The sequence below is a fragment of the Mycobacterium sp. NGS17 genome (assembly GCF_059813205.1).
In genome coordinates, this window is sequence record NZ_JCALED010000007.1 from 201,274 (window position 1) to 213,020 (window position 11,747).

Here is an 11,747-nt window from a genome sequence, read left to right on the forward strand (position 1 = left end):
ACACCGGCTGACGTCCCCGGCATCGGCACCCGGCTCGCCTTGTTGCTGAAGCCTTACCGGGTACCGCCACCAGCGCATAGTACATGATGTGCATATCTTGCAGTGCATGCAACATTTGCTGCTGGTGTTTCAGGTCACTTTGTGAAAATGCTGTTCACCAGCGCCGCGGCACGCTCAACATAGGGCATCGGCGTGTCGGCGGTGTCACTCGCCGCGCCGCCGGCCCACTTCTCGATGCCGGACCGCACCGCCGTCAGCGCCAGCGCGGAGATCAGCGCCGCCATCTCGTCGTCGGGCTGCATCGCCTGTCGACGCACGATGATGTCGGTCAACTGCTTTTGAAACCGCTCCAAGTCGGCGAGGAACGCCGCCAGCACGGCGGGCGAGGTCTTGGCGAGTTCCAGCATGTGGGCCGCGTGCTCGCGCTGCGGCGGCACGTCGCGAAGGTGGTGGGCGGCCAGGGTGATCAGCTCCGCCAGCACCACCGAGTAGGGGGCTGGCCCAGCGGCGACGAAATCGGCCACCAGCTCGGGTGGTATGTCCGAGGGGCCGTAGGCGAGGGCGGATTCCTTGTTGGGGAAGTAGTTGAAGAACGTACGCGTGGCGATTCCGGCCTCGGCGCAGATCTCGTCGACCGTGACCTTGTCGAATCCGCGTTCCAGCGTGAGGCGCACCGCGGCGTCGCGGATGTCGGCGCTCGTCTGGCGGCGACGGCGCTCTCGTAGCCCTACCGGATTGGCCATACCCATATAGTTGCACGTTGTGCACACTTTGCAGTCAAAAGTGCCGCGTTCGAGGTCGAGGGGCGATGTGCGTCGTGTTCCTCAGCAAATGCGTCCGATCAAGCTGAAGTAAGCATGGCGCTGTGCAGATTGCGAACGTCGCGGGGATACGACATTCCTTCACAACGTGATTCGATCATCCGTGACGAATGACGCGCCGGTTGGTGGCGGTCATCCGCTGGCCGCCAGCGCACACCGCAAATAGTCACATTGGCTTTCGAAAAACTTGCTCGATATCGCCGCCTTGTCGGCGATCTGATCGAACGCATGGAACGCGCCCGGGACGATTTCCTCGTGCACCGGCACGCCCGCCGCACGCAGGCGCCGCGCGTATTCGAGGCTCTCCTCATAGAAGAGGTCCAGCGTTCCGACCCCGATCCAGGCGGGCGGCAGGCCCGACAAATCCGCTCGGCGGGCCGGTGCGGCTTCTTGGGGATCGGCCCCGTTGAGATACCACTGCCAGGCGAGCTGATTGTCGGATTCGGTCCACATGATGCGCCTGGGGCCGTCGCGCTTGGCGCCGGTGCGATCGTCGAGCATCGGATAGACCAGCATTTGGAAGGTGATGTGGACGTCGTTGCGGTCGTGTGCCCGCTGGGCGACCGCGGCCGCGAAATGCCCTCCGGCACTGGCCCCGCCGATGGCGACTCGACGCGGGTCCACCCACGGCTGCCGGGCCAGCCAGAGCAGGGCCGCGTAACAATCCTCGACAGGTATCGGATAGGGATGTTCGGGAGCCAAGCGGTGCTCTACCGCGGCGATTGCGAACCCGGTGCGGTCGGACAACTTGCGCAAGAACTTATCGTCCTGGGCGGCGTGCCCCATGATGGTTCCGCCGCCGTGGATCCACAGCAGCGCGGGTGCGCGGTCGGGAAGGCCGGCCGGCCGATGCAGACGGACACTGACGTATTCGTTGACGGCGGCGACTGGCACGGTGCGGATACGTCCCGCATTGCCCATCAGATTCATGACGGCGCGCTGAAACTTCAGGCCCCGGTGCAAGGCGTAGCCGCGAGGCACGAATCGCGCTGCCTTGCGAAGGCCGGGATCCAATATCTGGGGAGAAGTGAAGGCGTTGTCGGGGAGCCTGTTCGCCATCCAATGCCCTCTGTTCTTACGCCGGCAGACGTCGCTGACCATACAGGAACCGACTCAGTGTCCATGAGCAGTTATTGCGACCCGCCCTGCTGATCGACTAGCGCGCGGACAGCGTTTTCGAACATGGTCTGTTTGATCGCGCCGAGCGTGCCCGAATCTTTGCCCTGCAGCGGGCGCAGCATGTCGATCGCGGTGTCGGTGACCGCACCCTCGGCGCAGGTGGCGTCGACGATGCCGAACTGTTCTGCCTCGGGACCGCTGAAGCGTCGGCCGGTGGTCATCGAGGCGATGGCGGCGCGCGGCGTGAGTTTGGACTGGATGAGCGCCGCCATACCGGGATTGAACGGGATGCGGATGTCTACCTCGGGAAAGCAGAAGTACCCGCGGTCGGCGCGCATCACGCGAAAGTCATGCGCGATCGCCAGCATCGCTCCGGCGCCGAATGCGTGGCCCACCACCGCGGCGGCGGTGGGGACGGGCAGGGTCAGCACGCGTGCCAGCAGCTGGTGCACCCGGCCGATGTACCACTGCCCCTGATCGGTGTGGGCGCCCAACCATTCCAGATCCAGGCCATTGGAGTAGAACTTTCCGGCGGCCGTTGTGATCAGCCCTTGGGCGCCAGCTGAGACGGCTTGGCTGAGCGCATCATCGATGTCATCCAGAAACGTAGGGGAGAAACGGTTCTCGTCCTCGCCCAGGCGGACGATGGCGATTTTGTCGGCGTAATCCAATGTGACTGTCATGTGTCTCCTCGTGAGTTGGGCTTGTAGTTGCGAAGTTTCGCCGTCGCGGGTCCTACGGCCAGCACGGCGCGTACGGCCGCGTGCAACTGCGCGCGTGCCGTGGCACTTCCAAGCCGGCCACGGCGCAGCAGGAGGGCGGTGGGCAGGTCGACGACGCAGCTGGTTATCGCGTCGACCGCCGCCGCGTCCTTGCGGTCCCATACCGCGATGGCAAGCCGCACCATCAAGGCGACGAGCAGCTTGTCGAGTTGTCGCAAGTCATTGGCAACAACGTCGGGAACGTCGTCGTCGAGTACTTCCTCGCGGCGCACGCGCAGCACGAGCGCTGACGACCCGGGATACTGCTCAGTGAACACCACCGCCGCGTTGGCGGCGGCCACCACGGCCTCGGTCGAGCCGTCGCTGGCCAGTGCTTCGTCGACCAGCGAAGTCTGCACGGCCAAGAATCGCTGACCCGCCCGCAGCCAGGCTTGGCCCATCAGGCCGCCCCGCGATGTAAACGTATGGTACACAGCGCCGTTGGACACACCAACCGCGGCGCTGATCGCTCGGATGGTCACCGCGGTCGGGCCGGATTGCGCCACCAGGTTCTCGACGGCATCGAGTACGGCGTCGGGATCATGCATGCGTGGACGAGGCACCAGGTCACTATAACAGAGCGGATGCTCTGTTATACATTCCGGCCGCTGGGCTGGTGTCCGGCCGGTTTGGCGAGCGCGGACCGAAGGTGGTGCACTGGTCGGCGCCGGGGGACTGACGCGACTAAGACGCGGCCTCGATCGAATATGGCCCTGTCAACCAGACGCAGGGGTCCACGCCGCGGCGGCTAGCATCGGATGTCCGGACGTCGACGTGGAAGGCAAAGCTTGGCTGCAATACCCGTCATCGCGCTCACGGGCCATCTCGGAGCCGGCAAGACGACGCTCCTCAACCATCTATTGCGCCATCCCGGTACACGAATCGGTGTGATAGTCAACGACTTCGGCGACGTCAACATCGACGCCGGCTTGGTGGCGGGCCAGGTCGACGAGCCGGCCTCGATCGCCGGGGGCTGCATCTGCTGCCTGCCCGACGGCGGCGGCCTTGAGGAGGCACTGGTCAAGCTCGCCGACCCGGCTCGCCGCCTCGATGCCATCGTCGTCGAGGCGAGCGGCCTGGCCGACCCGGTGGCGATCGCGCGGATCATCGGCTTCAGTGACATCCGCGGCGTCCGGGCGGGTGGGCTTGTCGACGTCGTCGATGCGGTGAACCACTTCGATACCGTCGACCGCGGCAGTGTGCCGCCGGTGCGCTATGGTGCGGCGTCACTGATCGTGGTCAACAAGCTGGACCAGGTGCCCGAGCCGGAACGGTCGGCTGTGGTGCAACGCGTCACAGAGCGTGCGGCCCAACGCAACCCGCGGATACACGTCGTGGGCACGACGGCCGGCCGGATAGACCCGGAGCTGCTCTTCGACGCGTCCGCCGCCTCCGGACGGGTGGGGCAACTCTCGTTTCTGGACTTGGCGCCCGAGCACGACCACGACCACGTCCACGCCGATGCCGTCACCGTAGGTAGCTCTGGTTGCATCGACCCCGATGCCCTGCTCGATCTTCTCGAAGATCCACCGCCGCAGGTGTTCCGGCTGAAAGGCGTTGTGGCAGTGCGGCATCGCAGGATCGTGCACGAATATGTCGTCAACCTGGTCGGCGGCGCAATCCACATCCGGAAGGCACCGCCCGGGGCCACCGCCAACTGCCTGGTGGCGATCGGCATGCATCTGGACACCCGCACTGTCCGTGCAAGGCTCGACCACGCGCTGCAGCCGGCATCGGGGCCGGCGTCGGCGCACGCGCTGCGGCGGCTACAGGTATACCGGCGCAGCAGCGCGTGAGACGCGATCCGGCAAGATACGTCGGTGATGTCATCTTCGCTTGGCGACGTGCTCGCCACCCTGGAGCTCGAGAGGGTCGACCCGTGGCTCTTCGTCGGGCAGCAACTGCCTGCGCCCGCCAACCATATTCTGGGCGGACATATCTCGGCGCAGGCTTTGTTGGCGGCCAGCCACACCGCGCCGGGTCGGTCACCGCACAGCGTCCATACGTACTTTCTTCGGCCTGGCGATTCGCGTCGGCCGGTTGATTTCGAAGTGGTCGACCTCCAAGAAGGCCGGACGTTTTCCGCGCGACGGGTCACGGCGCGCCAAGACGGCAAGATTTTGATGGAAGCGATGTCCTCGTTCAAAGTCGCCGATCCCGCACCCGCTCAGGTCGTCTACCAACCACCCATGCCCGAGGCTGCGAGCCCGGCGTCCCTGCCATGGGTCGCGCCGCACCCGGCGGAGTCCGACGAGAGCACCCGCAGGCAGTGGTCGAGCCTGCGCTGGTTCGAGCGCCGAACAATCGACACCCAGGACGCTCCACCATCCCGGGCGCTGATGTGGTGGCGACCCGACGGCGAGGTTCCCGACGATCCAGTGCTGACCGCGAGCCTGGTGGCCTACCTGTCGGCGGTGACGTTGACCGAACCGGCATATGTCGCACGCGGTGGTGCCGGGGCATCAGCTCAGCGCGACCATTCGGTGTGGTTCCACGCACCGGCGGACTTGTCGGATTGGCTTCTTTACGACAGGTCGTCACCGAGCGGCGCCGGTTCGCTGGCGCTGGCGAGTGGGACGATGTTCGATCGCAACGGCGAACTGGTGTGCACGGTAAAGCAAGAGATGTACTTCCCGCCGCGCCCGGTTTGAGGCCGGGTCCGCCGTGGCGACGTTAAACGCCTGCGGTGCAAGGATATTCGTCACAGTGACGGATTGCGGGCGACGGGCGAGAAGGGGAAAGGGGAGGCGCCTCGGGCCGGTGTGGCGGCGTGCGGCATCCCGCGACCGCGCCGTCGCCCTCATCTCGACGTGCGGTGAACCGGCCGTCGGTGGCGCGGGTGCCCGCGCGGACTGTGACGAACCTCAACTAAGACAAGTGACGCAAGTCATAGCGTGACAGGCGTCGGTTAGGGAATCCTAACCGTTCGTTTGCATATCTATCTAACGGCTGGGAGCGAGATGGCCGACCTCGAGTTTGCCTATGACCTGACCCTCGACGAGGCGCGTAGGCGCAGCGCCGTGCTCGAAGCAATCGGCGATGACTGGGACCCCATCGCAGTGCTCGCCGAGGAGCATAAGGCCTACGACATGCTTTACTCCGATCTGGACGACGAGCAGCAGCGGGTCTATGACGAGTTGGTCCGCGCGGGTGTGCTTCCAGAACGGACGACTGCTCGTGTTTCCGATTGATCCGACTGCCGACCGCAGCCGCCGCGCATGGCTGCCGTGCCCGTGCTGCGATCACGGCACCAAATGTGCTGAATGCCGAAGCAGCCGAAACTGCGACACGCACTGGCAGTATCTGCTGAGCAACCGGGGCACGCTGGTGCACCTGCAGTGCGCGGATTGCGGCTACCTCTGGTCAACCGCCACGCATCGCCGCACGCGCTCCAAGCGGTAGGGGCACAAGCCGAACCAACACCGGCGATCTCGTGTTCCAGTCTCCGTGCCCTACACAGCCATTCGTCACAGTGACGTATGGGCGGCGATGGGCAGGGAGGGGGCAGCAGGGCTCGGAGGGGGTCTTCATCGCCCGTCGGCCCGCGTCATCGCCTCGTATGTCGTCAGCGGATCGTGAAGCTCGGCGTACTTGATGACAAGTGTCCGTTCTCAGTGAATCTGGGGCACAACGCCGCCTCTGACCTGCGTTGCCCCAGATTGAATGAGAATCCGTCCGTGGGCTTTCTCATCCAATCTGGGGCAAGTCGTGTTCGATTGGTAGGTAGCTACGCGATTCTAGGTGGACCAACAGCATGCAGAAGCGCAATTGCCTTGTCTAGGAACGCCGAAACCGGCGCAGGACGTGGCGAGGAGATTCGCGGCGAATCAATTCGGCCGTGAGAAACATGGGAAACGTGACTGCCCAGGCGAACAGGGAGACTGCCAGTTCATCGCGCAGCCTGCTGTTATCAGCGGGATCGCACGACAGTCGGGCCAGAAGTGCATCGAAGGTGTTGGTGCTGCGGTTCAAGATCGTGATGATCCGGGCGATCGTCTCGATCCGGGTGCGGTGGTCGCTGTCGAATTCGACCGCTACCGCGGTTTCGAGCAAAGGCGAGACCGGGCCGAAGTCGGCGCGTGCCAATGCTTCGGCGTAGGTGGTGGCCAGCCATTGCGGGTCGTGTGGTGAGCCGATGGTCTGTTTCTGGTGCGGGTCGGCGGGTGTCTCGAGTCCTGAGATCACCGACAGCGGAAGGCCGGTGCGCAACGCCCATTCGCGGTGGATGAAGGTGCAGTAGCGGCAGTCGTGGGCGTGGGATACCGCCAGCATGATGGCTTCTCGCGTTCGCCGATCCACTGTGTGACGGAGCCAAACATCGGCTCCGATCTTCCAGTCGATGCGCCGCAGATCTGTCCACAACTGAGCGACGGTATAGGTGCGCTTGTTGAAGACGTCAAAAACATGATCGCGTGACACAGGAATCATCGGCTTCGCTCAGTGGTCTTGCTCCACGCGACGCTGCGCGGTGCCCTCGGTGAGGACCGTCCACAGCAGTTCGCTGATCTGTTCGGCAGTCTTATTTGGTGGATGGTCGGCCGTCCAGTTCAGCGCCCCCAGCCACAGATCCCTCAGGGTGGGGATGTCGATGTCGGCGGAGATGAAGCCGGCGCCGGCGGCTTCATAGAACAGGCCGTCAAAGAGCGAGAAGAGTCGCTCGTGTAGCAGCGCTGCCCGCTCCCGATCTCCGCCCTTGAGGGAGCGCCAGTCATACAGCAGGACGTAGAGTGCGTCGTTCCCGCTCCACAGCGTCTCAAGGTAAGCCGTTATCGCCGCGCGCAGTCGGTCATCGACCCGGTGCTTGCCGGCGATCGCCTGGCGGATGGCATCGGTGGTGCGGTCCACCGCGCTCTCCATGACCGCGATCAGCAGCCCCTCTTTCTTGGCGTAGCGGTACTGCAGGCTGCCCAACAGCATTCCGGCATCGTCGGCGACCTGGCGAACCGTGGTGGCCAGGTAGCCCTGCGCGCGAAAACGACGTGCAGCGCTGTTGAGAATCTTCGTGCGCGTGTCAGTTGCGCGGTGTCGTGGTGCGATGGCCCCTGTCCTTCGGCATCGGTTTAGCGGCGGGGTGGCTGGCGGCAACGGGTGTCGGCACGCCTGAGTTTTCTACGCTTCGAGAGTGAAGTACAGCACCACCGTGCCGCGATGGATGGCCCGGCACAGGAAGTGACCCGGTGTGAGTTCACGTATCTCAGCTTCGAGCCCGCGCAGAAATCGCGGGTTGTCCGGGCATTGATACGACAGTCGCACGCGCTGCTCGCGATACTGCACGGTGTAGCCAAAACGCCGGAATCGACCGGTCGAGGTCAACCAGACGTTGGCACCGTGGTCACCGTCAAAAGACTTGCCATACCAAGGAAACCGTAGGTGCGGGGTGAGCAAGGCGACTGTACGTCGTATCCAATCTGGCAGTGCGTCAAGTACCGGAAAGGCTGCCAGACGGCCACGAAACACACCGTTGAGCGTGTTTGCGGGCGGGGCAGTCAAGCGATCAAACAGCTGTTCGCATTCGGCCATCGTGCGCACCGACGCGCTGGAGCTGTCCCGCGGTACGGCCTCCTGGATGGGCGATGTCTGCGGTGCTCGGCCGTCGGGTTCAGGGATAGTCGGGTCTTGGCCGCTGTGAACGTCCATCAGGCGGCCTGCGCATCGTTGGGCGTCTTGCCGGCGGTGAAGGCGCGGAACTCACGAAGAAGTCGCCACGGGGATTTGCGCAGAATGCCGCTCAAAGCTGGCACGATGACCGGACCAACAGCCAAAAGGCCGGCGGTAATGACCAACTCGGCGGCCAGCGACTGTGAAGCGGGTTCGCCGCGCAAGCGGCAGAGCAGAGCGTCCATGGTGTTCGCGGATCGGTTGACGATGGTCATCACCAGCGCAACGGCTTCAATGTTGTGTCGCTCACCCGCGTTGTGGTGGCGGGCCGCGTCGGCGACGATCTCGGGGGGCAGTGTCCCGAAGTCGTTTTCAGCCAGTGATCTCGCGTAGACAAGAGCGCTCCACCTGCCACGGTCGAAGGCCGCGGGATCGGTGCCCTCGAGTTGCGCGATTTCTTCGTCGGACGCTCCGCTGCGGATGGCCCATTCCTGATGGATATAGCTGCAATACCGGCAGCCGTTTGCCCGGGCGACCGTCAGCATGACCTGTTCGCGCAGACTCGGTTCCATCCGGCGCAGTCCCCACACCATCCCCGCGTAGGGTGCCAGCGGGACGAATCGCACCAGGGCGGAGGCCAGTTGACGTAGCGTGTAGGTTTTCCCAGTGGGTTTTCCGACGGCCCGTGCCGACTTCTTGGTGAACACCATCATGACTCCTTTCAGAGTTCCGGCTTAACCGTGGTTCTTCGCTGTCATGAGCCGACCATCAATGCGGCCTGCCGTTCGGCCATTGCCGCAATCCCCAGCGACGGAGGCACCCCCGGGGCGGCCGGGTAGATGGACCCGTCTGCGATGAAGAGCCCGCGGTGACCGAACACCTCCCCGCGGTGGTCGATCACCCCGTTATCGGGCGTCGCCCCGATCGCGGCGCCCCCAACCGGGTGCACGGTGACCAGACGTCGGCTTCGTTGTCCGCCGGGCCAGTTCCCACGGAACCGGGATGGCTGGTAGGCCTCGGCGACGCGTTTGACCCGATCGCCCGTCTGCGTGTAGTAATCGGCATTGATCGCCTTGTATGCCGGGGCGAACGGAACGCCGTTGGCGGCCAGCAACTGAATCCCGGGCTCGCGGCCCGTCGCGAACAGAAACACCGTTTCGGATAACCAGCGGCGCACCGGTCCGGGCAGCGGGAGTTGGGCAACCGGCGGGGCGGCCTCGCCGATGAATCCGCCGTCGGCCAAGTGGTGCACATTCTGAAACATTGCGTGCCGCCCATCATGTTTCGCCGAACGAGTTCGGCTCAGCATCGCCAGATAGTCCCCATTGCCGGAAAAGTTCTTGCCAAGCGCGGGCGGTAGCCAGGGCATGCTGCGGTGCTTGTCGCGGGCGGCGCACAGCAGCCGCAGCGTACCAACCGTGCCGGCAGCCAACACCAGCTGCGGCGTGACGATCACATGATCGGTTCCGTCGCGGTGGTCGTGCCAGGCCACCTCGTAGCGGTGGTCGGTACCGCCGATCGCGGTCACCTCGCACAGCGCACGGATATCGGCGCCGTGGCGCCGCGCCAATGTGAGGTACGTGTGATCCAGCGTCGTCTTGGCGGTGTATTCACATCCGATAACGCAGGCGCCGCAGGCGCGACACGTTTGTTGCGAGTTCCCGACCGCATTGTTCCGCCATTGCGGGCTGACGGGGTCGCCGAACTGGATACCCATAACGGGTGCTTCAGCCGTCCCCAGGCCCGCGCGCGCGAGCCCCTGGGCGAAGATCTCACGCGACGCAACCGGGTGTGGCAGCTGCTGCGGTTGCTGGATCGCTTCGACCATCTCGAAGTAGGGTGCCATGTCAGCATCGGAGATCTCAGCGGGAAAGTAGTCATCGAAGAATCCGACCGCCGGACGGGATTGGTACCCCGCGTAGACCAGGGAACCGCCGCCGACACCGCTGCCGACCACAACGGTCACACCGGGCCACAGATGCACGTCGAACAACCCGGTCGGACGTGACCACAGGACTCGCTGTCCATCATCGTTGGCCCTGGTCAGGCCGCGGAGAAACCCCGGCATCCCCGTCAGACCGCGAGGAAATGGTCGGGTGACTTCCTTAGGCCGAGAATCGCCGCTCATGCCCCACCAGGGTCCGCGTTCGAGGACCAGCACCTTCATGCCGGCTTCGGCCAACCGCGCCGACGTCACCGCACCGCCGAACCCGGAGCCGACGACCACAACATCAAAGCCGCTACTAGACCGGGACACATTCGTAGGCAACGTATTACCGACTCGCTCGAAGTGAACTAGCCCAGCACGGTGGCATGGGGTAGTGAGCCAGCCCGGTTTGCATCGAGTGCGCCTCCGCCCTGCTTCGCAGACTCGTGTTTCAGACGCCGCCAAGCGCCGCCGGCCAGAATCCGTCAGTTGGTCCAATGACCAAATACTAGAACTGGACGGAAGGCAATGCAACCACCCGCGGTGCTTGATCAAGGATGCCGGGACAGACGAGAGCGCGTCCGTCCGGCGTAGCCCCACGAATCCCACGTGTGCCGTCGCGGAAGGACCGCGGGCAGCCGATCACCGTTGCAGATCGGTGCATACTCGTCGCCGTCGATGTCGACGGGTTGCCGTCCGATCTGGGTGGACTGCGAAGCTTTTCGAGCCCCCGATTAAGGAGCCCCTGACAAGCGACCGCCCGACACCTTGCTCACCTGCCGCCGGTTCTGTACCCATTGCTCAACGGGAGTGGCGTCATTGTGGTGGGTGGTGGTGCGTTCGCCGATACGTACCATCAGCAGTGTCGAGGCGGATACCGTTGAGCCGTCGGGATGTTCGATCTGCGGTCGAACGGTGAGCAAGATAGCGGCGATCGAGATCACCTCGGGATAGACCGACACGTGTGCGTGTAGTCCACCCCGCAGAATCGCGGCCGCTTCGCGCTGCTCGGCGTGAGCCCAATAGCCCAGCATGTGGCGCGCATCGCCGAGCGCCGCGCGCAGGTCGAGGTCGGCGTACCGATTCGCCAGGCGCCAGTGTATTCGGGCAGCCCGAAGTACCTGAGGATGACCCCGCAGATCAAGTTGGTCGTCGAGAGTGTGCGCAGGCGGTCCGACCCAACGACGGTGCCGGTGACAGACCGTGAGGTGCGCTGGCAGGTAGCAGTAGACGGGTTCGCGGATTCCTTTACCAGCCATACATCTTCGGCAGAGCGGACGTCGCAGATTCTGCTTGAGCGTGGCCGGATCGCCAGCCAGGCCACGCAGACGCATCTTGAGGACGTCCACTGGTTGACCGCTCACAGCGGCCAACCAGTCGGGCCGCGGGCGAGCGTTGCATGATTCAGCGACGTAGCCCCGCAGCGTGTGCACTCCGATGCGGTTGGCGTGGGCCAGCCTTGCAGCATACGACGTTGCGGCCTCATATGCGAACGGTGCGACTGTTCGCGGCAACCGCCGG

At 64.6% G+C, this 11,747-nt stretch carries 13 protein-coding genes; 3 read left to right on the top strand and 10 right to left on the bottom strand.

What is annotated here, in order from left to right; all coding sequences use genetic code 11:
• Nucleotides 1-134 precede the first annotated feature (134 nt).
• The 4 genes from AC5Y7E_RS17115 to AC5Y7E_RS17130 all read right to left on the bottom strand — a co-directional run bounded on the left by AC5Y7E_RS17115 (nucleotide 135) and on the right by AC5Y7E_RS17130 (nucleotide 3,264).
• Nucleotides 135-743 carry a TetR family transcriptional regulator gene (locus tag AC5Y7E_RS17115; protein WP_499916249.1) on the bottom strand — a complete coding sequence of 203 codons (609 nt, stop codon included), beginning with the start codon at nucleotides 741-743 and terminating at the stop codon, nucleotides 135-137.
• 210 nt (nucleotides 744-953) lie between these two features.
• Nucleotides 954-1,880, bottom strand: coding sequence for an alpha/beta hydrolase (locus AC5Y7E_RS17120; RefSeq protein WP_499916251.1), 927 nt, complete (start codon nucleotides 1,878-1,880; stop codon nucleotides 954-956).
• Between the two features lie 71 nt (nucleotides 1,881-1,951).
• A complete protein-coding gene (locus AC5Y7E_RS17125) occupies nucleotides 1,952-2,623 on the bottom strand; it encodes an enoyl-CoA hydratase-related protein (protein WP_499949946.1) in 672 nt (223 codons plus the stop codon).
• Nucleotides 2,620-3,264, bottom strand: a complete 645-nt coding sequence (locus AC5Y7E_RS17130; protein ID WP_499949947.1) for a TetR/AcrR family transcriptional regulator — start codon at nucleotides 3,262-3,264, stop codon at nucleotides 2,620-2,622. The genes AC5Y7E_RS17125 and AC5Y7E_RS17130 overlap by 4 nt, the downstream gene beginning before the upstream one ends.
• Before the next feature lie 225 nt (nucleotides 3,265-3,489).
• On the opposite strand from AC5Y7E_RS17130, the gene AC5Y7E_RS17135 reads away from it, so the two are divergent.
• The 3 genes from AC5Y7E_RS17135 (at nucleotide 3,490) to AC5Y7E_RS17145 (ending at nucleotide 5,892) form a co-directional block, all read left to right on the top strand.
• Nucleotides 3,490-4,497, top strand: a complete 1,008-nt coding sequence (locus tag AC5Y7E_RS17135; RefSeq protein ID WP_499949948.1) for a CobW family GTP-binding protein — start codon at nucleotides 3,490-3,492, stop codon at nucleotides 4,495-4,497.
• Nucleotides 4,498-4,524: 27 nt separating this feature from the next.
• A complete protein-coding gene (locus AC5Y7E_RS17140) occupies nucleotides 4,525-5,352 on the top strand; it encodes an acyl-CoA thioesterase (protein WP_499949949.1) in 828 nt (275 codons plus the stop codon).
• Between the two features lie 309 nt (nucleotides 5,353-5,661).
• Nucleotides 5,662-5,892 carry a DUF6400 family protein gene (locus AC5Y7E_RS17145; protein ID WP_499949951.1) on the top strand — a complete coding sequence of 77 codons (231 nt, stop codon included), beginning with the start codon at nucleotides 5,662-5,664 and terminating at the stop codon, nucleotides 5,890-5,892.
• A 586-nt stretch (nucleotides 5,893-6,478) separates the two neighbouring features.
• On the opposite strand, the gene AC5Y7E_RS17150 is transcribed toward AC5Y7E_RS17145, so the two are convergent.
• The 6 genes from AC5Y7E_RS17150 to AC5Y7E_RS17175 form a co-directional block, all read right to left on the bottom strand.
• Nucleotides 6,479-7,120: a carboxymuconolactone decarboxylase family protein gene (locus tag AC5Y7E_RS17150; RefSeq protein ID WP_473140598.1), complete on the bottom strand. Its 642-nt coding sequence runs from the start codon at nucleotides 7,118-7,120 to the stop codon at nucleotides 6,479-6,481.
• A gap of 18 nt (nucleotides 7,121-7,138) precedes the next feature.
• Nucleotides 7,139-7,786, bottom strand: a complete 648-nt coding sequence (locus tag AC5Y7E_RS17155; RefSeq protein ID WP_473140599.1) for a TetR/AcrR family transcriptional regulator — start codon at nucleotides 7,784-7,786, stop codon at nucleotides 7,139-7,141.
• A gap of 24 nt (nucleotides 7,787-7,810) precedes the next feature.
• Nucleotides 7,811-8,221 (bottom strand): hypothetical protein, encoded by a 411-nt coding sequence (locus AC5Y7E_RS17160; protein WP_473140600.1) that lies wholly within the window; start codon nucleotides 8,219-8,221, stop codon nucleotides 7,811-7,813.
• A gap of 116 nt (nucleotides 8,222-8,337) precedes the next feature.
• A complete protein-coding gene (locus AC5Y7E_RS17165; protein ID WP_473140601.1) occupies nucleotides 8,338-9,009 on the bottom strand; it encodes a carboxymuconolactone decarboxylase family protein in 672 nt (223 codons plus the stop codon).
• A gap of 44 nt (nucleotides 9,010-9,053) precedes the next feature.
• Nucleotides 9,054-10,556: a GMC oxidoreductase gene (locus AC5Y7E_RS17170; RefSeq protein ID WP_499949953.1), complete on the bottom strand. Its 1,503-nt coding sequence runs from the start codon at nucleotides 10,554-10,556 to the stop codon at nucleotides 9,054-9,056.
• Nucleotides 10,557-10,960: 404 nt separating this feature from the next.
• Nucleotides 10,961-11,575, bottom strand: a complete 615-nt coding sequence (locus tag AC5Y7E_RS17175; protein ID WP_473140603.1) for a hypothetical protein — start codon at nucleotides 11,573-11,575, stop codon at nucleotides 10,961-10,963.
• Between the last annotated feature and the right edge of the window lie 172 nt (nucleotides 11,576-11,747).

What these genes read in the sequence shown, in the direction of transcription:
- AC5Y7E_RS17120 (WP_499916251.1), bottom strand. Translation starts at nt 1,880, where the DNA reads ATGGCGAACAGGCTCCCCGACAACGCCTTCACTTCTCCCCAGATATTG.
- AC5Y7E_RS17115 (WP_499916249.1), bottom strand. Translation starts at nt 743, where the DNA reads ATGGCCAATCCGGTAGGGCTACGAGAGCGCCGTCGCCGCCAGACGAGC.
- AC5Y7E_RS17160 (WP_473140600.1), bottom strand. Translation starts at nt 8,221, where the DNA reads ATGGCCGAATGCGAACAGCTGTTTGATCGCTTGACTGCCCCGCCCGCA.
- AC5Y7E_RS17125 (WP_499949946.1), bottom strand. Translation starts at nt 2,623, where the DNA reads ATGACAGTCACATTGGATTACGCCGACAAAATCGCCATCGTCCGCCTG.
- AC5Y7E_RS17140 (WP_499949949.1), top strand. Translation starts at nt 4,525, where the DNA reads ATGTCATCTTCGCTTGGCGACGTGCTCGCCACCCTGGAGCTCGAGAGG.
- AC5Y7E_RS17165 (WP_473140601.1), bottom strand. Translation starts at nt 9,009, where the DNA reads ATGGTGTTCACCAAGAAGTCGGCACGGGCCGTCGGAAAACCCACTGGG.
- AC5Y7E_RS17145 (WP_499949951.1), top strand. Translation starts at nt 5,662, where the DNA reads ATGGCCGACCTCGAGTTTGCCTATGACCTGACCCTCGACGAGGCGCGT.